This window comes from Cytobacillus oceanisediminis (genome assembly GCF_022811925.1).
GTDB lineage: Bacteria > Bacillota > Bacilli > Bacillales > Cytobacillaceae > Cytobacillus > Cytobacillus oceanisediminis_D.
The window spans coordinates 4,299,251-4,321,840 of the sequence record NZ_CP065511.1; the positions used below are offsets into that span (position 1 = coordinate 4,299,251).

26 protein-coding genes, 1 tRNA gene and 1 riboswitch are annotated in these 22,590 nt (G+C 41.0%); of the genes, 8 read left to right on the plus strand and 19 right to left on the minus strand.

All coding sequences use genetic code 11. The annotated features are described in order from the left end of the window. Positions 1-49 precede the first annotated feature (49 nt). The 3 genes from splB to IRB79_RS21595 all read right to left on the minus strand — a co-directional run bounded on the left by splB (position 50) and on the right by IRB79_RS21595 (position 4,963). Positions 50-1,075, minus strand: coding sequence for a spore photoproduct lyase (gene splB, locus IRB79_RS21585; protein WP_243504858.1), 1,026 nt, complete (start codon positions 1,073-1,075; stop codon positions 50-52). A gap of 143 nt (positions 1,076-1,218) precedes the next feature. Beyond that, positions 1,219-3,780, minus strand: a complete 2,562-nt coding sequence (locus IRB79_RS21590; protein ID WP_243504859.1) for a vitamin B12-dependent ribonucleotide reductase — start codon at positions 3,778-3,780, stop codon at positions 1,219-1,221. Positions 3,781-4,126: 346 nt separating this feature from the next. Next, complete coding sequence (locus IRB79_RS21595; protein WP_243504860.1) at positions 4,127-4,963, minus strand: lipoate--protein ligase family protein; 837 nt, start codon at positions 4,961-4,963, stop codon at positions 4,127-4,129. A 182-nt stretch (positions 4,964-5,145) separates the two neighbouring features. Between IRB79_RS21595 and IRB79_RS21600 the strand changes: the two genes are divergently transcribed. Continuing rightward, positions 5,146-5,529, plus strand: coding sequence for a rhodanese-like domain-containing protein (locus IRB79_RS21600; protein WP_009332920.1), 384 nt, complete (start codon positions 5,146-5,148; stop codon positions 5,527-5,529). Positions 5,530-5,787: 258 nt separating this feature from the next. Here the strand turns inward: IRB79_RS21600 and gcvPB are convergent, their stop codons facing one another. Genes gcvPB through gcvT form a run of 3 tightly spaced genes read right to left on the minus strand, consistent with a single transcriptional unit; the run spans position 5,788 to position 9,707 of the window. Continuing rightward, on the minus strand, positions 5,788-7,248 hold the full coding sequence (gene gcvPB / locus IRB79_RS21605; RefSeq protein WP_243504861.1) for an aminomethyl-transferring glycine dehydrogenase subunit GcvPB: 1,461 nt from the start codon (positions 7,246-7,248) through the stop codon (positions 5,788-5,790). Next, on the minus strand, positions 7,241-8,587 hold the full coding sequence (gene gcvPA, locus IRB79_RS21610; protein WP_243509602.1) for an aminomethyl-transferring glycine dehydrogenase subunit GcvPA: 1,347 nt from the start codon (positions 8,585-8,587) through the stop codon (positions 7,241-7,243). The genes gcvPB and gcvPA overlap by 8 nt, the downstream gene beginning before the upstream one ends. 16 nt (positions 8,588-8,603) lie before the next feature. After that, positions 8,604-9,707, minus strand: a complete 1,104-nt coding sequence (gcvT, locus tag IRB79_RS21615) for a glycine cleavage system aminomethyltransferase GcvT (RefSeq protein WP_243504862.1) — start codon at positions 9,705-9,707, stop codon at positions 8,604-8,606. 160 nt (positions 9,708-9,867) lie between these two features. After that, positions 9,868-9,955: riboswitch (glycine riboswitch) on the minus strand. Between the two features lie 180 nt (positions 9,956-10,135). Between gcvT and IRB79_RS21620 the strand changes: the two genes are divergently transcribed. Both IRB79_RS21620 and IRB79_RS21625 read left to right on the plus strand, forming a co-directional pair. Beyond that, positions 10,136-11,824: a DEAD/DEAH box helicase gene (locus IRB79_RS21620; protein ID WP_243504863.1), complete on the plus strand. Its 1,689-nt coding sequence runs from the start codon at positions 10,136-10,138 to the stop codon at positions 11,822-11,824. After that, positions 11,802-12,596, plus strand: a complete 795-nt coding sequence (locus IRB79_RS21625; protein ID WP_243504865.1) for a YqhG family protein — start codon at positions 11,802-11,804, stop codon at positions 12,594-12,596. Before IRB79_RS21620 ends, IRB79_RS21625 begins: the two co-directional genes overlap by 23 nt. A gap of 46 nt (positions 12,597-12,642) precedes the next feature. Here the strand turns inward: IRB79_RS21625 and IRB79_RS21630 are convergent, their stop codons facing one another. From IRB79_RS21630 to comGA, 9 genes are all read right to left on the minus strand, one after another. Beyond that, positions 12,643-12,828 carry a YqzE family protein gene (locus IRB79_RS21630; RefSeq protein WP_095245709.1) on the minus strand — a complete coding sequence of 62 codons (186 nt, stop codon included), beginning with the start codon at positions 12,826-12,828 and terminating at the stop codon, positions 12,643-12,645. A gap of 79 nt (positions 12,829-12,907) precedes the next feature. Beyond that, positions 12,908-13,405 carry a shikimate kinase gene (locus IRB79_RS21635; RefSeq protein ID WP_243504867.1) on the minus strand — a complete coding sequence of 166 codons (498 nt, stop codon included), beginning with the start codon at positions 13,403-13,405 and terminating at the stop codon, positions 12,908-12,910. Between the two features lie 12 nt (positions 13,406-13,417). Beyond that, positions 13,418-13,801, minus strand: a complete 384-nt coding sequence (gene comGG / locus IRB79_RS21640) for a competence type IV pilus minor pilin ComGG (protein WP_243504869.1) — start codon at positions 13,799-13,801, stop codon at positions 13,418-13,420. Further along, positions 13,791-14,270, minus strand: coding sequence for a competence type IV pilus minor pilin ComGF (comGF, locus tag IRB79_RS21645; RefSeq protein ID WP_243504871.1), 480 nt, complete (start codon positions 14,268-14,270; stop codon positions 13,791-13,793). The genes comGG and comGF overlap by 11 nt, the downstream gene beginning before the upstream one ends. Continuing rightward, positions 14,221-14,550 carry a phosphatase gene (locus tag IRB79_RS21650; RefSeq protein ID WP_243504872.1) on the minus strand — a complete coding sequence of 110 codons (330 nt, stop codon included), beginning with the start codon at positions 14,548-14,550 and terminating at the stop codon, positions 14,221-14,223. The genes comGF and IRB79_RS21650 overlap by 50 nt, the downstream gene beginning before the upstream one ends. Then, positions 14,534-14,974, minus strand: coding sequence for a competence type IV pilus minor pilin ComGD (comGD, locus tag IRB79_RS21655; protein ID WP_243504873.1), 441 nt, complete (start codon positions 14,972-14,974; stop codon positions 14,534-14,536). Before comGD ends, IRB79_RS21650 begins: the two co-directional genes overlap by 17 nt. After that, positions 14,971-15,297 (minus strand): competence type IV pilus major pilin ComGC, encoded by a 327-nt coding sequence (gene comGC, locus IRB79_RS21660; RefSeq protein ID WP_243504874.1) that lies wholly within the window; start codon positions 15,295-15,297, stop codon positions 14,971-14,973. The genes comGD and comGC overlap by 4 nt, the downstream gene beginning before the upstream one ends. Continuing rightward, positions 15,297-16,328 carry a competence type IV pilus assembly protein ComGB gene (comGB, locus tag IRB79_RS21665; RefSeq protein WP_243504875.1) on the minus strand — a complete coding sequence of 344 codons (1,032 nt, stop codon included), beginning with the start codon at positions 16,326-16,328 and terminating at the stop codon, positions 15,297-15,299. Before comGB ends, comGC begins: the two co-directional genes overlap by 1 nt. After that, complete coding sequence (gene comGA / locus IRB79_RS21670; RefSeq protein ID WP_243504876.1) at positions 16,315-17,385, minus strand: competence type IV pilus ATPase ComGA; 1,071 nt, start codon at positions 17,383-17,385, stop codon at positions 16,315-16,317. Before comGA ends, comGB begins: the two co-directional genes overlap by 14 nt. 146 nt (positions 17,386-17,531) lie before the next feature. On the opposite strand from comGA, the gene IRB79_RS21675 reads away from it, so the two are divergent. Then, positions 17,532-17,603, plus strand: a tRNA-Gln gene (locus IRB79_RS21675). Between the two features lie 81 nt (positions 17,604-17,684). Here IRB79_RS21675 and IRB79_RS21680 read toward each other — a convergent pair. Continuing rightward, on the minus strand, positions 17,685-18,038 hold the full coding sequence (locus IRB79_RS21680) for a Spx/MgsR family RNA polymerase-binding regulatory protein (protein ID WP_243504877.1): 354 nt from the start codon (positions 18,036-18,038) through the stop codon (positions 17,685-17,687). A gap of 248 nt (positions 18,039-18,286) precedes the next feature. Here IRB79_RS21680 and IRB79_RS21685 point away from each other — a divergent pair, with 248 nt between their 5' ends. Together IRB79_RS21685 and IRB79_RS21690 are read left to right on the plus strand one after the other, a co-directional pair. Next, positions 18,287-18,985, plus strand: a complete 699-nt coding sequence (locus tag IRB79_RS21685; RefSeq protein WP_243504878.1) for a helix-turn-helix transcriptional regulator — start codon at positions 18,287-18,289, stop codon at positions 18,983-18,985. A 164-nt stretch (positions 18,986-19,149) separates the two neighbouring features. Next, entirely contained in the window at positions 19,150-19,395 is a 246-nt protein-coding gene (locus IRB79_RS21690; protein WP_009332938.1) for a DUF2626 domain-containing protein, read from the plus strand. A gap of 45 nt (positions 19,396-19,440) precedes the next feature. Here IRB79_RS21690 and IRB79_RS21695 read toward each other — a convergent pair whose 3' ends face one another. After that, a complete protein-coding gene (locus IRB79_RS21695; RefSeq protein WP_243504880.1) occupies positions 19,441-20,502 on the minus strand; it encodes a class I SAM-dependent methyltransferase in 1,062 nt (353 codons plus the stop codon). 203 nt (positions 20,503-20,705) lie between these two features. Then, positions 20,706-21,341: an MBL fold metallo-hydrolase gene (locus IRB79_RS21700; RefSeq protein ID WP_243504882.1), complete on the minus strand. Its 636-nt coding sequence runs from the start codon at positions 21,339-21,341 to the stop codon at positions 20,706-20,708. Positions 21,342-21,429: 88 nt separating this feature from the next. Between IRB79_RS21700 and IRB79_RS21705 the strand changes: the two genes are divergently transcribed. Together IRB79_RS21705 and IRB79_RS21710 are read left to right on the plus strand one after the other, a co-directional pair. Beyond that, positions 21,430-21,909 carry a hypothetical protein gene (locus tag IRB79_RS21705; protein ID WP_243504883.1) on the plus strand — a complete coding sequence of 160 codons (480 nt, stop codon included), beginning with the start codon at positions 21,430-21,432 and terminating at the stop codon, positions 21,907-21,909. A 125-nt stretch (positions 21,910-22,034) separates the two neighbouring features. Further along, positions 22,035-22,208, plus strand: coding sequence for a DUF2759 domain-containing protein (locus IRB79_RS21710; protein ID WP_009332942.1), 174 nt, complete (start codon positions 22,035-22,037; stop codon positions 22,206-22,208). A gap of 54 nt (positions 22,209-22,262) precedes the next feature. On the opposite strand, the gene IRB79_RS21715 is transcribed toward IRB79_RS21710, so the two are convergent. After that, the gene (locus tag IRB79_RS21715; RefSeq protein WP_243504884.1) at positions 22,263-22,577 is read right to left on the minus strand and encodes an MTH1187 family thiamine-binding protein; all 315 of its coding nucleotides are present in this window, start codon (positions 22,575-22,577) and stop codon (positions 22,263-22,265) included. Positions 22,578-22,590: the final 13 nt, after the last annotated feature.

Sequence of the window (22,590 nt, forward strand, 5' to 3'; positions counted from 1 at the left end):
TAATCAGGAGTTTTTTAAAATAGTACGGCTGACAAGCAGAATTTCATAATTAGGTAAAATATTGCACTTCTGCTTCTGGAAAATAAGAGTGAATATACCCCCTAATTGTATTTTCCAGATCCTTTGCATCATCAGTCGGATACACATACTTGCCTATTCCATATCTTCCCCACTTATATTTGCGTTTTTCTTCATCCATTTCCAGCTTTGTTTTCGGGTAGCGTTTTTCAATTACCTTTTTGGCCGGCTTTGTAAATCTGTGCTGGATTAACTCGAAAGTTAATCCTTCCAGATTGATGCCTTCGAGTGATTTGCTTAACCTTTGAAAAAGTTCATGGTACCCTTCACGCCAATCATCATGCATGTAAATAGGCGCCACGATAAAGCCAAGCGGGTAGCCGGCATTGGCTACTTTACGGGCAGCTTCAAGCCGATCGTCGAATGAGGAAGTGCCAGGCTCAAAGTTTTTTATTACATAGCGTGAATTAACACTAAATCGGAATCGGGTTTTCCCATTATGTTTAGCATCAAGCAAATGGTCGACATGATGATACTTGGTGACAAACCGAAGCTGGCCATATTCCGTCTGGCCAATAAATTCAATTGTTTTTTTCAGGGAATGGGTCAAATGATCAATCCCTACGATATCGGAAGTACATGCAGCTTCAAATCGCGTAAGCTCCGGCTTTCTCTCTTCCATATATTTAGAGGCCTGCTCAAAGATTTCTTCAAGGTTTACATACGTGCGAATATATGGCTTGCTTCCAAGTGTAGTTTGCAGATAGCAATAATGACAGTGGCCCATGCAGCCTGTAGCAAGGGGAATGGCGTATTCTGCCGAAGGCTTGGATGTATCAAATTTCAGAGTCCGTCTAATGCCTACCACCAAAGTGGATTTCGCATTTCGGTATTTTTGCAATTCGTTATCACCTGGAATATTTCTGACCTGGTTATGTGATGTTGTTTCCCTAATTTCTAAGTTCATTTTTTCAAATTTTTCCTTTAGCTCTCTTCCCAGGGGATATTCAAGAGCTTGAGGTTCTATATAAACTAACTGAGGGATAAATGGCTTCATAGGCATACCTCACTTTATCAATTTGTCCTGCCAGCGAAAAATATCCGCTAAACCCTATGACTGTAGTATGAACCAAATGATCCACCAGCAAAAAAAGAAGATGGAACAATTATTTCCATCTTCTTTGGTCTTTTAAATTATTTTTATAAGCCGCATTTCAGCTGTGCATTACAGTTAGTGCAAGTATTGCAGCCGCCAATTTCTTTGACTTTTCCTTTACGGCATACTGGGCATGTATTGCCGACTTCCGAACCGATTGTTACATCGGTTGAACGCAGGTCGCTGATTGTATCAACCAGAACTACATGCTGCTTTGATTTTTCTTTTTTGACTGTATCTGTACCTTCAAAGCTGTTCTCTTCAGCTTTCAGCGTTAATACTTGAGAATCGCGTGATCCGTCTACATAGACTGTGCCGCCCTTTGCACCGCCGCGGTATAGGCGTTCATACACTTTCTCAACCTGTTCAACACTGTAGCCCTTCGGTGCGTTTACTGTTTTACTGATCGAGCTGTCGATCCAGCGCTGTATCACACATTGAACATCTGCGTGAGCTTCTGGAGCCAGATCCATCGCTGCCACAAACCATTCAGGCAGATTATTCGGATCTGCATCCGGATTGCGGTCTAAATATTCCTGAACAATATCTGCCTTCACTTCAATGAACTTGCCTAAGCGGCCGCTTCTGAAGTATGAGAAGGAGAAATATGGTTCAAGACCTGTAGATACTCCAACCATGGTACCTGTGGATCCAGTAGGAGCAACAGTCAGCAGATGTGAATTACGGATTCCGCTTTCTAAAATGGATTCACGGATATCCTCTGGCATTTTCTGCATGAAGCCTGTTTCTGTAAAAGCTTTGCGCAGGCGATTTGTTTCTTCAGGATTATCACCTGTTAAGAATGGGAAGCTCCCTTTTTCCTTCGCAAGCTCTACAGAAGCTTTGTAAGCTGTTGTTGCAATGGTTTCGAAGACTTTGTCAATCAGCACATTGCCTTCTTCAGAACCATATTCTGTTTCACAATAGATCAGCAGATCATGAAGCCCCATAACACCAAGACCAACACGGCGCTCGCCTAATGCCTGCTTTTTGTTTTCTTCAAGGAAGTATGGAGTAGCATCTATTACATTGTCCTGCATACGTACTCCTACTTCAACAGTACGCTTCAGCTTTTCAAAGTTAACGGTCTTATTTTCCTTATCTGCCATTTCTGCAAGGTTCACTGCTGCAAGGTTGCAGACAGAATATGGTGCGAGTGGCTGTTCGCCACATGGATTTGTTGCTACAACCCTTTGTCCGTAAGCCTGTGCATTGGTCATGTCGTTGGCATTATCAATAAAGAAAATACCTGGCTCTGCTGAGTATGTTGCACAGATATTAATCAGGTTCCAAAGTTCTTTCGCTTTGATTTTGCGGTGAACACGGACTTTATAGCCAAGTTTTCCCCATTCTCTGACGTCACCGACTTTATGCCATTCTTCGTTGTAGGTTTTCATGGTATCAGCATCATATGATTCAACATCTGGGAAGCGAAGCTCATATTCTGCATCATTTTCAACTGCATCCATAAATTCTTTTGTCAGGCAGACTGAAATGTTTGCCCCAGTAAGGAATTCAGAATTATGAACACTGTAAGTACCGCCAGTCTCCAGTTTTTCTTCAGCATCCTTTATGATTTTATCACTGAACCCGCCATAGCCAGGAATGCTCTTGTAATTAATAATACCCTGGTACATGGCAATTTCCTGTTCAGTAAATGGAGTGAATTTTAATTTTTCTTTAGCATATTTTTTTATTGTTTCATCATTTGTATTTTCAAGAAGGAATCGTAGGATTCTTGGGTTTTGCATTTTCGAGATGATGAATTCGATAATGTCCGGATGCCAGTCCGCCAGCATAATCATCTGAGCACCTCTGCGGGAACCTCCCTGCTCCACAAGGTGTGTAAGCTTCGCAATATCATCAAGCCAGGATACGGAACCCGATGACTTGCCGTTTACTCCTTTAGCCAGTGTGTTGCGCGGTCTTAGGGTCGAACCGTTTGTCCCAACTCCTCCGCCTCGGCTCATGATTTCCATTACCTGCTTGCGGTGTTCGGAAATTCCTTCACGGGAGTCCTGTACGAATGGCATTACGTAGCAGTTGAAATACGTAACATCTGTGTCGGCACCCGCTCCATACAATACGCGGCCAGCCGGAATGAAATTCAAGTTTTTCAATTCCTGATAGAATTTTTCAAACCATTCTTTTTTCTTTTCTTCGGTTTTCTCAACAGATGCCAGGCCTGTTGCGTTACGCTTGGCGATTTGCTCATAGAAGATTTCAAGGGGCTTCTCGATTACATCAAGAGGCTTTGTAATAATGCCTGTTCTCGATTCTTCCGGATCATCCAGCACTCCTCTGTAATCTTCCTCTACTAAAACTTTGGCTGTCTTGTTTTCCCAATCGATATCCTGGATAAAGCCCAGGCCCCGTGCAGGAAATTTCGGATCCTCTTTGATGGTGAGGACAACGAAGTCACCATTTGTGAGTGTTACTTTTTCGGTGTCTTTGAAAGTGTAGCGATCAAGCATAACTAAGCGGGAAACACCTTTGTGGGTCATTTTCATATCTGGGGTTACAGGATGAACCTGAGGAAAGAGACGGATGTCCTTGTTTAAACGATCAATGTTCAATTTCATTTTTTGTCCTAGAGCAACAGACATTGTTACAACTCCTTCTAAATTCAATTATCAATTAATGTGTAAGCATTTGGGCAGATAGAGTAAATCTATCTGTTTTAAAAGAGTACCCTAAAGTTACCATACCTCAAACCCCAAAATCAATATATAGTGTCCTAAATATTTTCGACACCACTACATATTGTGTCAGGTTCAGCTAAATGTGATTTTGTCAAACTTAAAATATACTAGAATTTAAAGAAAAACAGAGTTAATAGCCGATTTCCGACAATTAACGATAAATTTTAACATATTTTGAAGCTTGCACTTTTACAGGGTAACAATTGGAAAATTATTCATTAAAAAAAGAGAAAAAGCGACTCAGCCGCTTTTATCTCTTATAGTTCCAGTCATCACTTTCATATCGCTCTTTTGCGATTTTTTGTACATATGCCATTTCTTCATCTGTAAGCTTGTAAGGTTCAAGCTCAATATTTAAGCCTTCTTCAAATCCCTTTTTGAAAGCTGTTTTTGCTTGATCCAGGGTAATTTTTTCAGTTGTCAGCTCATTTATGGCAACAGCTTTATTTTTAAAAGCTTTTTGCATTCTCTCTTTGACTCTGTCATTCGGATACTTGAACAAGCTGAACAGCTTGTCTTCATCCAAATCAAGCAAAATGGAACCATGCTGAAGGATTACGCCTTTTTGCCTTGTTTGTGCACTCCCCGCCACTTTACGGCCTTCTACAACAAGTTCATACCAGCTGGGGGCATCAAAACAAACAGCAGATCTTGGATTTTTCAGAGAGTCCCTTTCTTCAGCTGTCTTTGGGACTGCGAAATAAGCTTCCATACCAAGTCCGTGAAAACCTTTTAAAATCCCTTCAGAAATGACTCTGTACGCTTCTGTAACTGTATTCGGCATTTCGGGGTGGGCTTCAGGAACGATCACACTGTATGTGAGTTCATGTTCATGAAGCACTCCTCTTCCGCCTGTAGGCCTGCGGACAAATCCCAATCCATGCTGCTTTACAGCTTCCATATCTATTTCTTTTTCAACCTTTTGGAAATAACCGATTGAAAGAGTGGCTGGATTCCAGCCGTAAAAACGGATGACTGGTGGCATTTTGCCCTCACTGTTCCAGTCAAGCAATGCTTCATCCAAAGCCATATTAAAAGAAGGTGACCCCTCCCCTGAATCGATAAATCGCCAAACTTCTTTAGTCATATGTAGCCCTCATTTTCAGATTCTTTAACTAGTCATTTGCGGTTAATAGTCTACCAAAATTCCAGTGAAATTTAAAGCAAGTTGAATTTCCATAACAAATTTAACAGATTTCCTTTACTCCTATTAGGAAAGGCTTATATAATATTAGTTGGCTTACCTATGTGTGAAAGGAGAAAGACATATTGGAAACACTTTATTTCATTCTAATCATTTTGGGTGCAATCATTACCTATTCCGTGATAACCTGGTTTTATCAGCGCCGAATTGTTAAAACGCTTACGGAAGACCAGTTTAGGGAAGGCTACAGAAAAGCCCAATTAATTGATGTACGTGAACCAAATGAATTTGAAAACGGCCATATTTTAGGTGCCCGCAATATACCGCTTTCACAAATGAAAATGCGCATGAAAGAATTGCGTCCGGACAAGCCAGTCTACTTATATTGCCAAAGCGGCATGAGAAGTGCAAGAGCTGCCCAGTTTTTGCATCGTAAAGGCTACAAAGACCTTTCACACCTGCAGGGCGGATTTAAAAAATGGACAGGAAAAGTGAAAGCGAAAAAATAATAGCAATATTTGAAAAGACCCCGTTATCTTAACGGGGTCTCTTGATTGGGAGAGCCCCTCTGCCGGTTCAATTATAAGTCATTCCTCAAATCCGCTGTTGTTTTCCTCATTTTCCTTGATTCTTTCCCTGGTTTTCGATTCTTTTCCCCGGAATCGCTGAATTATTCCCAAACTCCCCTATTCCCTTCCCAGAGTTCACAATTAGTTTATTTGCCGCAAAAAAAGAGTGTCCTTTTTAGGACACACTTTTTTTGCATTTTATTGCTTTTGATAACGAAGAACCGGCTTTCTCGCAGCCATTGTTTCATCCAGACGTCCAATTACTGTTGTGTGAGGTGCTTCCTGGACAATCTCAGGGTTTTCCTCAGCTTCTTTAGCTATTTGAATCATGGCGTCGACAAAAGCGTCCAGCGTTTCTTTTGATTCTGTTTCTGTCGGCTCAATCATAATGCACTCTTCCACGTTAAGCGGGAAGTAGATGGTTGGCGGATGGTAGCCAAAGTCAAGAAGGCGCTTGGCAATATCCAAAGTACGTACGCCAAGCTTCTTTTGGCGCTTTCCGCTTAAAACGAATTCATGCTTGCAATGTCTGTCAAATGGCAGGTCAAAGAATGGCTCAAGCCTTCTCATCATATAGTTTGCGTTTAGTACCGCATTTTCCGTAACAGCCTTCAGTCCATCCGGCCCCATAGTACGGATATAAGTATAAGCCCGGACATTGATTCCGAAGTTTCCGTAATATGGCTTTACACGGCCGATTGATTGCGGGCGGTCATAATCAAATTCATATTGGTCACCTTTCTTAACCAAAACAGGCTTCGGAAGGAAAGGAATCAGATCCGCTTTTACGCCGACTGGGCCTGATCCTGGTCCGCCGCCGCCATGCGGTCCTGTAAAGGTTTTATGAAGATTAAGGTGAACCACGTCAAATCCCATATCTCCAGGGCGTGCTTTTGAAAGTACAGCATTCAGGTTAGCTCCATCATAGTATAGCTTCCCGCCGGCACCGTGAACAATCTCAGCCATTTCAAGAATGTTTTCTTCAAACAAACCTAAAGTATTCGGGTTAGTCAGCATAAGGGCAGCAGTATCCTCGCCAACCACTCTTCTTAAGTCCTCTAAATCCACTAATCCATTTTCATCCGATTTAACAGTTACTGTTTCAAAGCCTGCGACTGTCGCAGATGCAGGATTTGTTCCGTGGGCAGAGTCAGGAACGACTACTTTAGTGCGTTTTGTATCGCCATTCGCTTCATGATAAGCACGGATCATCATTAATCCAGTCCATTCTCCATGTGCTCCTGCAGCTGGCTGAAGCGTCACTTCATCCATTCCCGTAATTTCAATCAGATGCTCCTGCAGATCATACATCAGTTCCAGGGCACCTTGAACAGAGCTTTCATCCTGCAGCGGGTGCAAGTGGGCAAAACCATTGAAGCGCGCTACATTCTCATTGATTTTAGGGTTGTATTTCATTGTGCAGGACCCCAGTGGATAAAACCCTGAATCAACGCCATGATTGCGTTTAGAAAGTGCAGTATAATGACGCATGATATCAAGTTCGGACACTTCCGGCAGCTCAGGCTCTTCCTCTCGCAGGTAGCCTTCAGGAAGAAGCTCTCCCAGGTCAATTTCCGGAATATCCATTTCAGGCAGGCTGTAGCCGATACGGCCTTCTGTGCTTAATTCAAAGATGAGTGGCTGATCTTCCTTATGCATGGTAATCCCCCATTTCTTTAACGAATGCATCGATTTCTTCCTTCGTTCTCAATTCCGTTACAGCAACAAGCATATGATTTTTCAGGTCAGCATAATCTCTGCCCAAATCGTAGCCTCCAATAATGTCCTTCTCAAGAAGCTTTTGATTTACTTCTTTAACAGGCTTATTCAGCTTGATGACAAATTCATTAAATGAAGGGCCTTCGAATGGAACTTCAAAGCCGGCAGCCCTGAATTGCTGTTTTGCATAATGGGCTTTTTGCATGTTGGCAGCTGCCATATCCTTTACGCCCTTCTTGCCAAGAGCAGTCATCGCTACAGATGCCGCTAGTGCGTTTAGAGCCTGATTGGAACAAATATTGGAAGTTGCCTTATCGCGGCGGATATGCTGTTCACGTGCCTGAAGAGTAAGCACGAAGCCGCGGCGCCCCTGGTCGTCTACCGTTTGTCCGACAAGACGTCCCGGCACTTTTCTCATCAGCTTGGATGTTACGGCAAAATATCCGCAATGCGGGCCTCCGAAAGCTGTAGGAATTCCGAAAACCTGGGCATCTCCTGCTACAATGTCAGTTCCGAATTTACCCGGAGGTGTCAGTGCGCCAAGAGCAAGCGGGTTGCTTGAAACAACAAACATGGATTTATGGGCATGAATAATTTCCTCAAGCTCTTTTAAAGGCTCGACTCTGCCAAAAAAGTTAGGATACTGTACAATGACAGCTGCGATGTCATCGCCAATCAGTCCATTTAGAGCTTCAAGATCTGTGATGCCGTCTTTATGAGGGATTTCAATCACTTCAATATACTGGCCCTTTGCGTATGTCTTGACTACTTCTTTAGATTCAGGATGAACTGCGCTTGAGATAAGTATCTTCTTGCGGCGTGTGCTGCCTGCGCTTAGCATGGCTGCTTCGGCAAGTGCTGTTCCGCCATCATACATGGATGAGTTGGCAACATCCATTCCTGTTAACTCACAGATCATTGTCTGGAATTCAAAGATTGCCTGGAGCTCACCCTGGGAAATTTCCGGCTGGTAAGGAGTATAGGCCGTATAAAACTCTGAACGGGATAAAACATGATCAACAATGATTGGCATGTAATGATCATAAACACCCGCACCAAGGAAAGATGTATTTGTGCGAAGATCAGCATTTTTCTGAGCCATTTTAGTAAGCTCTTTCAGTAAGGCTGTCTCTGATTTTGCCGGCTTGATTTTATATTCGCCCTTAAATCTTACACTTTCGGGAATATCACTGAATAGTTCTTCCACAGAACTGACGCCGATTTTTTCAAACATTGCTTTCTGGTCAGACTCTGTCATCGGTAAATAGCGATGTTTCATCATTTTCTCCCCCCGGTTAGTTCTTTTCTCTTTTATAAAAAGGTGTTGCTGCAATCTTAGCCTTCAGTCGTTTGCCGCGAATTTCCACTTCTAATTCAGTTCCCGGACCCGCATGCTCTTTCTTGATAAGGACAAGGCCAATGTTCTTTTTTAATGTCGGCGATTGAGTGCCTGTTGTCACTTCCCCGATCAGTTCTTCCCCTTTATATACAGGATAGCCATGGCGCGGAATGCCGCGGTCAATCATTTCAATTCCAGCCAGCTTGCGCGGAACCCCATTTTCTTTTTGATTCTTAAGCACTTCTTTGCCGATAAAGTCAGCTTCTTTATTGACTTTTACAGCAAAGCCGATTCCTGCCTCAAGCGGTGTGATATCAGGTGAGAGCTCCTGGCCATAGAGTGCCAGGTTGGCTTCAAAGCGAAGTGTATCCCTTGCGCCAAGTCCGCATGGGAGCACGCCTTCTTCTTTGCCTGCTTCAAGGATTTCATTCCATAATGCGGCTGCATCCTTGGCATCACAGTAAACTTCAAATCCGTCTTCTCCTGTATATCCTGTTCTGGAGACGAGCGCTTTCTTGCCATTCAGATCGACATCCTGCTGAAATTTGAAAAATCCTATATCCGACAGGTTCGTGCCAGCAAGCTTTTGGAGCACTTTTTCTGCAAGCGGCCCCTGAATTGCCAGCTGTGCCATATCTTCAGAAAGGTTTTTCAATTCCACATTCCCTTCAGCATGGTCCTCAAGCCAGTTGAAGTCCTTTTCAATATTGGAAGCATTTACAACCAGCAAATAGTGGTCATCCTCTATTTTATAGACAAGTAAATCATCAACAGTTCCGCCATTCTCATAACACATGGCTGTATATTGAGCACCTGAGTTCTTTAATTTGGAAATATCGTTCGTCATCATTTTTTGAAGGTATTTAAGGCTGTCCGTCCCCTTCACTTCGATTTCACCCATATGGGATACATCAAAAAGGCCGGCTTTTGTACGGACTGCTTCATGTTCTTCTTTAATGCTTGAAAATTGAACAGGAAGGTCCCAGCCTCCGAAGTCGATGGTTTTTGCTCCGTAATCTTTGTACACCTCGAATAAAGGCGTGCGTTTTAACTGTGACATTTACTCGTCCCCCTTAAAATCTTTTGAAGTTTGTTGTAGGAACATAAAAAAGGACAGAGTATCCCCTCAATTATGAGAAGATCTCTGTCCTTGCACCTGAAAGTTTACCGAAACCGGCTTTCCCCTTGGGTGGCTTATTTAAAAGCACTCTCCAGAGCTGCGTCAAACAAGAGTTCTTTTGCCTGAGAGATTCACAGATTTTGCTTGCTCCTTCGGCGCTACAAAGTAGTCTCTCCCCTTGTTGTCATTCGCATTTATAAAATTTTCCAAGTTGGTCATACTTATACCAAACAGAAAAAATAAAGAATCCATTATTTCGGTTAACTAAATGTAATGTGTTAACTTTCAAAACTTTCAAAGCTATTAACATCGTACCACCTTAACGAGGTTTGGGCAATATCTTTATATAGATAAAAGGAGCTGTTTTTATGACAGTGCAAATTGGCTTTGATTCTGCCTGGCAGGATGAATTCTTAAAAAGAATTGATGACGACGGCCCATGGGGAAATTGGGAGCTTTATAAACTGGCTGTAGAGGTTGAAAATCACACGACTATTCCTGATTTTGAAGGCCTGCAGGCTCCAAAGCATCTGCCGAACCTTACTCCCCTCCCTCATCAGCTGGAAGTAGCCAGGCAGGTTGTTGAAAGCATGAACGGCAAAGCGATCCTTGCTGATGAAGTCGGTCTCGGTAAAACGATAGAAGCTGGTCTGATATTAAAGGAATATATGATCAGAGGACTCGTAAAAAAAGTCCTTATACTTGTTCCTGCTTCCCTCGTTTCACAGTGGGCCATGGAGCTGAACAGCAAATTTTTCATTCCGGCTGTGGCACAGCGGAAAAGCTATGTATGGGAACAATGCGACGTTGTGGTATCATCCATCGATACAGCCAAACGCAATCCCCATCGGGACATTATCTACAGCCTGGATTATGATCTGATCATTATAGACGAAGCTCACAAGCTTAAAAATAATAAAACCAAAAACTATGAGTTTGTGCAAAACCTGAAAAAGAAGTTTTGCCTCCTTTTAACAGCAACACCCATTCAGAATCGCATCAGTGAGATATTCAATCTTGTGTCCTTGCTCAAACCCGGCCACCTGGGCAATGAATCAGCCTTTTATGAGAATTATAAAAAGGACTCGCGTTCTTTAAACGATGATGCACATCTAAAAGAACTCGTAAACAAAGTCATGATCCGCAACCGCAGGGCAGATACAGGAATCGAATGGACCAAAAGACATGTGGAAACAATACCGATTGAATTTTCGCAGGCTGAGCGCGAGCTTTATGAAGCTGTAACAGAGCTGCGAGGGGAAGGTGATTGGGTCAGTTCCAGCCAATTTTCAGTGATGACCCTGCAAAGAGAGGCATGCAGCAGCAGGGAAGCTGTCTATTTTACCCTTCAGAATATGCTGAAAAGACAGGAACAGCCCTCAATAGCTTTTCAGGAACAAATACAATGCCTTATTAAAAAAGTTGAAGCTGTCCAGCAAAATTCCAAAGCTCAAAAAGCTCTGGAATTAATACAAACAATAAACGACAAGGTCATAATCTTTACTGAATACAGAGCAACACAAATGTATCTTCAGTGGTTTTTAAAACAATATGGAATTACATCTGTGCCGTTCAGGGGAGGATTTAAAAGAGGCAAAAAGGACTGGATGAGGGAGCTTTTCCAAAAGAAAGCTCAAGTCCTGATTGCAACAGAAGCAGGCGGGGAAGGGATAAACCTGCAATTCTGCAATCATATCATTAATTTCGATCTCCCCTGGAATCCAATGCGTCTCGAACAAAGGATTGGACGTATCCATCGTCTCGGCCAGGAAAAGGATGTCATGATTTATAATTTTGCCACGAAAGATACAGTCGAAGAACATGTAATGAAGCTTTTATATGAGAAAATACATCTTTTCGAAAAAGTCATCGGTGATTTGGATGATATTTTAACAAAACTTGAATTTGGCAGTATTGACGATCACCTTGTTGATATTTTCGGAAGATCAGCTTCAGAAGGTGAAATGCGAATCAAAATGGAGAACCTGACGAGCATGATTCAATTTGCTGAAGATATGAAAGAAGGTGGGCTGAATGCAGCAACAGGAAATTCATAAATTCCTTGAAAGGTATTTTCACGCAAATGGATGCGAAATAATTGATAAAGGCCCGGGGTATATAACCGTACAGCTGACGATTGATTTGGATAAGGAATTAATGAATCGCCCCTTTTATTGGCATTATCTCGAAAAAACAGGCGGAGTCCCTAACCCCATGCAGCTTACACTTATTACAAACCAGCAGCTCGCCCCTGCGCATATTAAGGGGGAAGTCATTCATTTTGGCTCCCCAAGACTTCACCAGATCTTTCATTCAGCCCGAAACCTGGCAGGCTATATACGATTATATGAAAACCACCGGCAGGCACCAGGCATGCAGGTTCCATTAAGGCCATGGCTGGGAATGAACGTCCGCGTATCTTATCAATGCGACCGAAAAAGAGATGTCTTTAAATCCATCGGCCTCCAATTAATAAATGGGCAAATGGTCGAAAGCTTTCATGACAGATTGCTTGGCATGAGCCTTACACCAAAGATTCCCGACTACTCTTTCACTCTGTCTCCGCTCATTATGCCGGGGAGCGGTGTATTCAGGGTAGCTAATTTCATAAAGTCTGAAATTGAACAAGAAGAACATTTATGGGCTGATGAAGCCCGTAAGCGATGGCAAAAAGATCTCAACCTTCTTGAACATTTTTATGAAGATGCAGAAGAAAAGGGCGAAAGCTATGAAAACGAAAAAGCAGCCCTTCAAGAGCAATATGAGCCAAAAATTAATATCTCTATAATAAATGGAGGCCTCTTTTATCTGACAGACAGCGCAGTATGAAACCACACAAAAAACCGGCAGACATTGCCGGTTTTTTGCATGAAATCTATTTATGTTTTTTTCTTCTCATGCCTAAATAGAAAAGATATGAAAACATTCCAAACCACCTGAATAAAAACGGCTCTTTCATGTCCTTTTTCTCTATTCTATGCCGTTTTCGCTCATCTTTGGGCTGATCAATATATTTTACCACTGTCTGTGTAAGATACTTAACATAATCGTTGGATTTCATTTGTCATACCTGCCTTTTTCCGCACATATTGCAATAACAGCTTGCTATATTATCATTTACAAGTATGTCCAACGAGTTTTCACCCTAAACAATCTATTATTTCTTGAATTATTTCTGCTTTATCTTTATTAGTGGTATCAATGACCACATGGGCGGTTTCTTTATAAAGTGGCATCCTTTTTTCATAAAGTTCCTGAATCAGCTTTTTTTTATCGCCTTTCAGCAGTGGTCTGGAACGATCATTTTCAATCCGTTTAAATATTTCTTCCGGCGATGCATAAAGGAAGAAAACGATTCCTTTTTCATTCAGCATTTTTCTGTTTTCAGGCTTAACCACAATTCCCCCGCCAGTAGTAACAATTCCCTCTCTATTATTAAATTCATTTAAAATAAGCGTTTCAAGGTTTCTGAAGTATCCTTCTCCATGCTCTTCAAAAATATCATTAATATTTTTCTTCTCCCGCTTAACTATTTCTTCATCTGTATCGATTACATCTTGATTTAAGCAGGATGCAAGCTCTTTTCCAATTGTTGTTTTGCCGGCACCCATGAATCCGATTAAGTAAATTGGCTTCATCTTTATCCCCACTCAGTTCTTTTCAATCCATTTTATCATTTTTTGCAGATCCGTGTCATAGTAAGCATATCCGGAAATTTCCTTATCAGAGCCAATTTTCGTTTTGAAAGTAATTTGAATTAAGCTTGTTGCCACTGGTGAAACTTCATATGAAACAGATCCATTTTTAAACGAATAAATTCCTGATTTTTCCGGGTTTATATTTTCTCTCAGCATTTTTTCAGTTTTTTTAAAGGAACACAGTAAATAATACTCCTGCATCATGACGGTTTCCGCCTGATTCACTATCCTTTTCTCAGAAATAAATTGATCTAATTGAATCGTAAGGAGAAAGAGTGCAGCCAGAATGATTGCTAAAGTAAGCGGATAAGAAAATCCCTCCTGATTACGGTACATCAACATCCTCCATATCCATCAGGTAATAAAGAAAAGCGGACTGCTCCTGATCAAAATTATCCGATACATTTATTTCAACTCCGCCATTGAAGGAACTGAATGTAATTGCATCAAGCTTTTGAAGGACAATTTCATGGCCTTTCATATCCACTCTCCTCCTCAAATTGGAACCATATTTTTCATAAATCACACTTTTCCCGTCTATCGTTAATACAATTGAAACTGGTGATATATCTGCAGTATCAGCAAGCCTTATCTCTTTTTTCAGCTGATTGATAAATACATGCCACTCAAGTCTTTGTGTCCTGGCTTCCATTTTCCAGTCCTGAAAGAGGAAATTAAAGCTGACCGGCAATAAGGAAACGATCATTGAGAATATTGAAAACGCAAACAGCATTTCCAGCATGGTAAATCCATTATTATTGAAATACTTCACACTTTTCTTTCGTTCTATCCCGTACATTTTCATATCTTATGCAAACCTCCATAAATCCTTGGTTTTCCTTAAGGAATATTTCATAGACTGTTTGATTTCTTTTCATAGTCTTCTCCTCAGGAAAACGCCCTTCCGAGGCGGCCTGCTGAAGATACTCATAAAGCAGCTGCGTGCTTTCGTAATCCTGTTTTACCTCTTCAGAATGCTCAATAGCCTTAATGACAAGAGGAAACATTATGCCCGCTGCAAGCAGCATCCCTGATAAAGAAAGCAGGAGCTCAGCCAAAAAGAAGCCTTCATTCCTTCTCCACATAAAATCTCCCTCTTCCGATTAAAAAGGTAATTTTGTATTGATCCTTGTCTGCTTTGACATAGAAGGTACCGAATTTATTTGTAATACCGCCTGGCCCATATTGAAAAAACAATGGCATGGTACCCTCCTTAATCTCAATGATTCCCGGATATTCTCTGCTAATGATAGGATCAGCTGCAAGCTTTACCTGAGCAAAATACCTGTTCTCCTCGGGAACAATCTGAATAGCTACATCTGTCTGATGTGTTATGGCATAGTTTTGGGCATAAAGCAGGTCAGACTTTAATTGGGAAAAGAACATTATCTTTTCAAGATGGATGAATTGCGTTTTTAGAAGAACAGCTGTAATCGTGGCAATAATAAGGAAAATACTGAAAATGAATAGAGTTTCTATTAATGTAAAACCTTCTTTGTTTTTTATCATGACCCTGCAGATTCAACCTTCCCCTCTGCAGAAATCTTAATGGCATCTCCATTTGGACAAGTAGTGGTTTCGGCATTGAGATATTGAGCATCCACTAAATCCTGTATATCCGAAGGAAGCTCTTTATTGTCAATTTCATATGCCTGAACCTGGGCCTGCACCATTTTAACAAACGCATCGCATCCCTTGCTGTTTATTTTTGAATTGTGTTTCGTTACATTCGGAATGGTGATAATTAAAAGCACCGAAATCACCAATAAAACAATCATCATTTCAATGAGCGTGAACCCTTTGTCATTGTTGTTTACTATGCGCCATTTCATTAAAATCCCTCCAATAGATGAAACATAGGCAGCAGAACCGCCAAATACATTGAGACTATTAAAAACCCGATAAACATATATAAAATAGGCTGAATCATTTTTAGGAGTTTTTCTGTCTTTTCTTCCAATTTGTTTAGGCAGTGCCTGCTGAAAAAAGATAATTCCTGGTCCAGCCTGCCATTTTTTTGACCATGTCTGATAATATTGGCCAGTTCCCTTTCAAAAAAAGGATAACTCATTAGTATATCCTCAAGCCTATTCCCCTCTCGGAGTTTGATTTTCACGGCTTCACCCAAGGCACTGTAAAAAGGCTGCTTATCATTCTTCTCAAAAAGACTAAGCGCCTCATGTATGGATAGGCCGCCATTTAAAAGGTGACTGAGCTGTACAGCAAAGAAATGGGTGTAGTAAAGGCGAAGAAAATGGCCTCCTGCAGGAACTTTTACCATGATCTTTTTTTGCTGGATAGGGGAAAGGTTTCTGAATCTAAAAAAATAGTATATAAGCAATGGGACTAAACCGAAGAGTGCAAGCAGAATGAATAATGGGAGAAGGTCCCCAAACAAATAAACGGCTTTTGTGAAGAAATTAGGCTGAAGGTGCATGGAAACGAATAAAGAAGAGAAACGGGGCAGCAGGACTTTATCAACGAAAACAAATAGGAATGCGGTTATGAACATCAGGAAAATAGGATAGGCCATCAATTTTTTCAATTTTTCAATGTCCTTGCCTTTTCTCAGCACCATTTCGCTTCCTTCAAGAAATGCAGAAGCAAGACCGCCATGCTGTTCAGCAAAAAATACATAGCCAATCAGATTTTTATTAAAATTCATGTTTGCAAGGATTTGATAAAATGGAAATCCTTCTTTCAATTGAGAGTGGCACTGGCTGATTTCATGTTTTCGTTTTGGCGGCAGCTGATGCATCAGTGATTCCAGTGCCTCAGATAAGGGGTACCCTCTGGACAGCAGTTCTCCTGTATTCTTCAGAAACAAACCCTGTTCTTGAATGGTCCATTTACTTGTCTGCATTATCGTGCACCCACCTGCTGTACTCAGTTTCCTTTATATATCCAAGAGCAATCCCTTTATTTATTACCTCTTTAAGTGTGCGATACTTAACAAGGCTGATTTCGCCTCTTGCCTTCTTTATAGAGGCATTAAGCGCTCTTCCTGCAAGAAGCTCAAACACACTTGCCCTTTTCCACCTGCCGTATCCATAGCAGAATGGAGAACATTCCCCTTCACAATAAGGGCAATTCAATTCGACAAGGCGCTGAGCCGTGACAGCCACTAGGGTCTGCTCAATTTCCATCATATTCACCCCAAACTCAGCTAAACGATATACAGCCCCCTGAGCATCCCGAGTATGCATCGTGCTTAAGACAAGGTGACCTGTAAGCGCTGCTCTAACTGCAATCTTCGCAGTTTCAGCATCCCTGATTTCACCCACCATAATGATATCGGGGTCATGCCGAAGGATTGCTTTCAAGCCTGCGGAATAAGAGACGCCCGCTTTCTCATTCACTTGAACTTGAAGAACCAAGTCATTCTCTTTTTCAATCGGATCTTCCAGGGTAATCACATTGCGATGGAACATATGGGAGGTTTCATTCAGCAGGGAATACAATGTTGTGGTTTTTCCGCTTCCGGTTGGGCCTGTGAAAATAATTAATCCATGAGCATGCTTCAGTAATGCAAGCATTTTTCTGGTCATGTCTGGAAAAAGGCTGATTTTTAAAAAAGGAATTTGTTCCTGCTGAGGCAGAATTCTGATAACGAGGCTTTCGCTGTGGCTTGATGGGAGGGTTGAAAATCGCATTCCAATCATTTTTCCATCTACTTCAAGAGAATAGGCACCGCTTTGCGGCCGTCTTTTTTCACCAATGTCCATCGAAGCGGTAAATTTAAAATGAGAAATCAGTCTGTCGCACTCTTCTTTGGGGAGATAAAGCCTGGGGGTCAATTGGCTGCCGAACCTCAGCTGAATTAGTGTATCTTTTCTTCGGGGAATAATGTGGATGTCGGAAGCATGGCTCCTGACTGCGTCTTTGATAATTCGTTCTGCCATTCTTTCAATTATACTCAACTACTTATGCACCACCTTTATTATTTGTTATAGATTATTATTCGACTAATCCCGAGCATTACCTCCATATTCCGGCAAAACTTTTTGACGAATTTGTGAATAAATTAATTCTTTCTTTTCATACTAAAAGTGTACCAAATGAATGATGGGCTATAGCCAAGCGGTAAGGCACCGGACTTTGACTCCGTCATGCGCAGGTTCGAATCCTGCTAGCCCAGTAATTATGGAAGGACACCAGATGTTCCTTCCTTTTTCAAAAAAAAAGAGAATGCGCATTATATACGCATTCCTCTTAAAATCTATTTCGCAATATTCTTAAATGCATCCGGATTATAGCCTATGACAATTTTATCTCCGTTTGTCAGTATTGGCCTCCGCAGCAGTTTTGGCTCCTTAATTACCATTTGCACCACTTCCGATAAAGATAATTCCTCAAGGTTCTGTTCCAGCTTTTTAAATGTTTGGCTCCGGGTCGCGAGCAGCTCGTCAAGGCCGCTTGTTGTTAAGGAAAGGATTTTTAGTAATTCTCTTGGTGATGGAGTCTCCCTGAAGAGATGCCTTTCTTCAAAATCAATTGAATGGGCTGTCAGCCATTTTTTCGTCTTTCTGCAGGAAGTACAGCTGGGATATGTGAAAAATGTCAATTGGCTCATACCTCTTCACCTCACAAAATTCAGTATTTTATTTATATTTATTGTACACCATTTGTATAATTAATGTACACACTTTTGTATAAGTAATTAAACTTCATTTGTGAACATTTTCTAAACTTATAGTGTTTACAGTGTTAACCTCAATCGACTGTATTATAATGGAAGCAGGCCAGGAAGGCGCCAGCTCAATCCTATAAGAGACAAGCTGATGACCTCGGGAATAAATAACCCTTTTGAGGTGACAATAAATGGAGCAAACATTAAAAATAACTAATGTGTTATCCGATCCAACCCGCTATTATATTTATCAATACATTACGAAAAGACATAAAGATGTGACCGTACAGGAGATTGCAGATAATTTCAGCATTCATCCCAATGTTGCAAGATTGCATTTATCCAAGCTCGAAGATGTCAATATGCTTGTATCCGAAACAAAAAAGACAGGCAAAGGCGGAAGGCCAAGCCGGTTATATCGGTTATCTGATGATGTAATTCAGCTGCATTTTCCTTACAGGGATTATCAGCTGCTTGCCAAAATAGCCATGGAGACAATGCTGGAGTTAGGTGAAGAAGGAAGAAAGGCACTATATTCGACAGGAAAAAAATTTGGCAGAGAGCTGATCCAGCAAGAGCTTAAAAGATTTGCAGATACAGAAAAACTTACCTTTGACCAGAAATTAAACATCCTAAAGCATGCTGCTGATATGTCAGGTTTTCACCCTGAATTTGATGCTAATGACGAAAAGACCATTGTTTATTTCCAAATTTATAATTGCCCATTTAAAGAGGTTGCAGCTCGGCATGCAGAGCCTGTGTGCAATATGCATTATGAATATTTGAAGGGGATGTTTGAAAGTTTGTTTGATTCCATTCAGCTGGTGGAAAAGCAAAATATGCTGACTGGCTGTGATGCATGCTCCTACCAGGCAATTGTTGGAAACTAAATAACACCCAGAGAAAATGGCGGGAAAAATGGCCATGCTCAGCAAGCCTATCTTTTTTTTCCTGCTCTTTTCTGTACTATTTTGAAACCATTATTTACTTTTATTGAGCATTTACTTTATAATATTGTAGTGATGGACTTGTAAGGGTAAAAGGAGGGATACATATGGATCGTATGTACAGAGTATTAGGCTTCTGGACGGGAATTTTCGCCGTTATGTTTTACCTTGGCGATATGTATACAACGTCCTTGATTTTCTTCGGCCAAACAGGATTTTTCCTGCTTTTAAGCTACTTAAAGCTTTCCGAACGTATGTATATTTATGTTTTTGGAGCATACTTAACCGTTTTCTTCGTAGGCTTCACTTATTGGTCAACATTTATGATGACACCTGGCGCGGGCGGCCACTAATAGCCGATATAAAAAAGCGATGAATCCATCGCTTTTTTATTTTTCTCATATTTTCTTTGCCTGAAGAACTAGATGAAAGGCTGAACTCATGCCTGAAGGCATAATCAGACTTCTGATTGCCCGGTTTCTTTTGCTGATAGGAGAAAACGGGTTAGGATCATAATGATCTTCAAGTTCCTGTAAAATGCCCGCGGACAGCAAGAATTCGTCCTGCCTCATTTTAAAATGGAAATTCAGCCCTCCCTTTTCTCCAATGCGGATCAGGGAATCGAAGTGGATATGGCTGGTTATATCCATCTCTCCTGGGTGCTCCAGTACATTATTGATTAATGAATGCTTGTAATAACCTCTGAGACTTCCATCCCTTCTCATCGGCTCTTGCCATTCCTCATCTGTATATCCATAATCGGCAGTCAGTACAATGCCTTTATCCAGAGCAGCAGACAAGCTCTGGATCATCTGTTCCATTTGCAGAGGAATTTCAATTCTTTGGCCATTGCTAAGTGACAGACCGCTTTCTTCAAGAAATAAGCAAATATCTCCATTTGTTAATGGCACTGCCTTCTCTGCAAGCTCCCCTTCTTTTATGGTTACCATAATTTCATGCAATTGATCATTCTTTTTTTCAACCACATGTACGGGCAAGGCATCAAACAGCTCATTTGAAAAAATCATGCCGCAAAATGGGGTGATTTCATTCCAGCTAACTATTTGTCTGATATGTTCAGAAAATGCAATCTGTTCCTGCTGCAGCTTCCTGTGATAGGGGCTTGTTTCAAGAATGCAGTAATGAATCTCTTCATCAGCAATAAGATTCCATTCATCAATGAAAGCTCTGGCGAAACGCCCATTTCCGCCCCCTATTTCGCAGACCTGCAAAGGCAGCTTATACTCCTTTGCCTTCTGAAAAAACCACTTTGAAATGGTCCTTCCATATATATCAGAAATGTTGCTGCTTGTTATAAAATCTCCTCCTGGCCCAATTTTTGGCGTATTTTTCATATAATAACCATATTCGGAATGATACAGAGCCTGCTGGATATATTCAGCATAGCTGATCATTTGTTGAGGAGTATTTTTTATAAAATTCATTAAAAAATTCCGCATAAGAACTCCCTTTTATAAAAAATTCTAGCTTATTGGAAACAGCCAATTCTATTGTTTTGATCACTGTTTTCACTATTGACATAGTGTTTTCTCTGTTATATTGTTAATGTAGTAGCTTAACTATATCCCCTCCCATTTTTATATGAATAAAACATCCCCCAGAAAAGCCCTTCTCATTGGAGAAGGGCTTTTCTATTTTACATTCAGAACCCATTCAGGAATGGATTTGAATCCATTTCCTGTCCAATTGTCGTAACCGGTCCATGTCCAGGCAGTACTTCTGTTTCTTCAGGCAATGTTAAAAGCTTATTATGTATACTTTTAAGAAGCTGCTGATGATTGCCGCCCGGCAGGTCTGTGCGTCCAATGCTCCCGCTGAATAATGCATCACCGGCAACCACGAGATCAGCATCTTTAAAATAAAGAGAAATACTGCCGGGAGAATGGCCTGGCGTCTCTAGAATTTTCAAGTTAAATTCACCTATGCTCAACTCTTGTTCCCCTGTTATAATATGGTCGGCTACCCTTGCTTTTATCAGCTTGCCTATTTTAAAAAGGTGAGAACCATTTAAGGCTGGATCTGGAAGCCACGCTGCTTCTTTTTCATGTATGTATACAGGAATAGAAAATGCATCTCGTATTTCGTCTACAGCGCCAATATGATCAAAGTGGGCATGAGTAAGAATTACAGCTAAAGGATTTAGCCCTTTTTGTTCAATAATACCGCTTAGTTTTCCGCTTTCTTCACCCGGATCGAAGATTAAACAATCTTTATTTTCATTCGAAAGAACATAACAGTTTGTTTGCAATGGGCCAAGAGGGATCTGATTCCATTCCATTGCTTACACCTCCCAGTGTTGGATTAATTGTTTATTATTTTACACTATATCAGAATGGAATGCCTTAAATCTGCAAAAGGAGAATAAGATGAAAATCCTATATGGCGTTGAAGCCAGCTATATTATTCAAGATGTGCCCGAATTCATGGATCTAATAAAAAAAGAGACTGAACTGTTCGATTTTCAGCAGAGCACTTTTCTGTTTGAGCAGATGGCTCATGCAGAATTTACAAGAAGTGTACTTGCCGAAGCCGGGCTTTTCGAAGAATTTTTTAATCTCTGTTACATAAAATCTGGTGTAAAGGGAGAAACTTTTAATGACTTTGCCATAGAAACAGACAGCGGATTCTGCTTGTTCACTGAGCTCCTTAGTGCCTTTACTATAACCGGGGGCAGTGCGGAAGATATCCGGATGGCTGTCTTTCAATTTCAGGAACATTTAGTCTTTACGGCAAAAGAAGAAGAAGTGCCATTGGTTTATTTTTCAGAACTTCACTTAAAGGATTTAATAATCGGCATTGCTGAAGCATATGACATACAAGTGTCATTTTTAGACCTCGACAAATAGAAGAAAAAAATATAAAATAAAGGACGAATGTATATACTTGGGTTTTACATAATGGGTATATAACCTGAAGAATGATTTTGATATGGCTTTTGCCTGCTGATCACGAAATAAAGGGGGCTGTTTTAATGGGACTACCAATCATTTTTGCATTAGTCGCAGTTCTTGCAGCTTTTGGTGCGTTTAGCGCACTGAAAAACAAGAACTTCCTTGGCTTGGTTTTTGCTGTAGGAACACTTGCCGTTTTCGGATGGTTCTCTGTAATGACCATAATTAACAGTGGATATCCTGCTGTTCACTAAGCTTGACTCTTAAAGAAATAAAAGGGCTTCCCTCAATGGGCAGCCCTTTTATTTTTAGCCATTGAACTGACTTTCAACCCTTCGGACCTTTTCCTCCATTTTCCTTTTAACATCACGTCTGTCATCAATGCGGATATTGGTCGCCACCCTCATTAGGCCTTTTTCAAAAGGGACTTCATGCATTGCCTGGATGACCTCAAACAAATCAGTAAGTTCCCCTTCAATAATGGTATTCATGGGTGTCAGCTGAAATCGGATTTTGCCGCTTTCTTGATATTTTTTTAATACACGCTGAATGTCTGCCACATAACTGCTGACACTTGGTGTTTCCGTTCCAATTGGAATAACAGTAACGTCTGCAATAGCCATATCTTTCCCCCTC

Excerpts from the sequence above, each read along its gene's own strand:
- splB (WP_243504858.1), bottom strand. The coding sequence starts at position 1,075 with ATGAAGCCATTTATCCCTCAGTTAGTTTATATAGAACCTCAAGCTCTT.
- IRB79_RS21590 (WP_243504859.1), bottom strand. The coding sequence starts at position 3,780 with ATGTCTGTTGCTCTAGGACAAAAAATGAAATTGAACATTGATCGTTTA.
- IRB79_RS21595 (WP_243504860.1), bottom strand. The coding sequence starts at position 4,963 with ATGACTAAAGAAGTTTGGCGATTTATCGATTCAGGGGAGGGGTCACCT.
- gcvPB (WP_243504861.1), bottom strand. The coding sequence starts at position 7,248 with ATGCATAAGGAAGATCAGCCACTCATCTTTGAATTAAGCACAGAAGGC.
- gcvPA (WP_243509602.1), bottom strand. The coding sequence starts at position 8,587 with ATGAAACATCGCTATTTACCGATGACAGAGTCTGACCAGAAAGCAATG.
- gcvT (WP_243504862.1), bottom strand. The coding sequence starts at position 9,707 with ATGTCACAGTTAAAACGCACGCCTTTATTCGAGGTGTACAAAGATTAC.
- IRB79_RS21620 (WP_243504863.1), top strand. The coding sequence starts at position 10,136 with ATGACAGTGCAAATTGGCTTTGATTCTGCCTGGCAGGATGAATTCTTA.
- IRB79_RS21625 (WP_243504865.1), top strand. The coding sequence starts at position 11,802 with ATGCAGCAACAGGAAATTCATAAATTCCTTGAAAGGTATTTTCACGCA.
- IRB79_RS21630 (WP_095245709.1), bottom strand. The coding sequence starts at position 12,828 with ATGAAATCCAACGATTATGTTAAGTATCTTACACAGACAGTGGTAAAA.
- IRB79_RS21635 (WP_243504867.1), bottom strand. The coding sequence starts at position 13,405 with ATGAAGCCAATTTACTTAATCGGATTCATGGGTGCCGGCAAAACAACA.
- comGG (WP_243504869.1), bottom strand. The coding sequence starts at position 13,801 with ATGTACCGTAATCAGGAGGGATTTTCTTATCCGCTTACTTTAGCAATC.
- comGF (WP_243504871.1), bottom strand. The coding sequence starts at position 14,270 with ATGAAAATGTACGGGATAGAACGAAAGAAAAGTGTGAAGTATTTCAAT.
- IRB79_RS21650 (WP_243504872.1), bottom strand. The coding sequence starts at position 14,550 with ATGTGGAGAAGGAATGAAGGCTTCTTTTTGGCTGAGCTCCTGCTTTCT.
- comGD (WP_243504873.1), bottom strand. The coding sequence starts at position 14,974 with ATGATAAAAAACAAAGAAGGTTTTACATTAATAGAAACTCTATTCATT.
- comGC (WP_243504874.1), bottom strand. The coding sequence starts at position 15,297 with ATGAAATGGCGCATAGTAAACAACAATGACAAAGGGTTCACGCTCATT.
- comGB (WP_243504875.1), bottom strand. The coding sequence starts at position 16,328 with ATGCAGACAAGTAAATGGACCATTCAAGAACAGGGTTTGTTTCTGAAG.
- IRB79_RS21680 (WP_243504877.1), bottom strand. The coding sequence starts at position 18,038 with ATGAGCCAATTGACATTTTTCACATATCCCAGCTGTACTTCCTGCAGA.
- IRB79_RS21685 (WP_243504878.1), top strand. The coding sequence starts at position 18,287 with ATGGAGCAAACATTAAAAATAACTAATGTGTTATCCGATCCAACCCGC.
- IRB79_RS21690 (WP_009332938.1), top strand. The coding sequence starts at position 19,150 with ATGGATCGTATGTACAGAGTATTAGGCTTCTGGACGGGAATTTTCGCC.
- IRB79_RS21695 (WP_243504880.1), bottom strand. The coding sequence starts at position 20,502 with ATGCGGAATTTTTTAATGAATTTTATAAAAAATACTCCTCAACAAATG.
- IRB79_RS21700 (WP_243504882.1), bottom strand. The coding sequence starts at position 21,341 with ATGGAATGGAATCAGATCCCTCTTGGCCCATTGCAAACAAACTGTTAT.
- IRB79_RS21705 (WP_243504883.1), top strand. The coding sequence starts at position 21,430 with ATGAAAATCCTATATGGCGTTGAAGCCAGCTATATTATTCAAGATGTG.
- IRB79_RS21710 (WP_009332942.1), top strand. The coding sequence starts at position 22,035 with ATGGGACTACCAATCATTTTTGCATTAGTCGCAGTTCTTGCAGCTTTT.
- IRB79_RS21715 (WP_243504884.1), bottom strand. The coding sequence starts at position 22,577 with ATGGCTATTGCAGACGTTACTGTTATTCCAATTGGAACGGAAACACCA.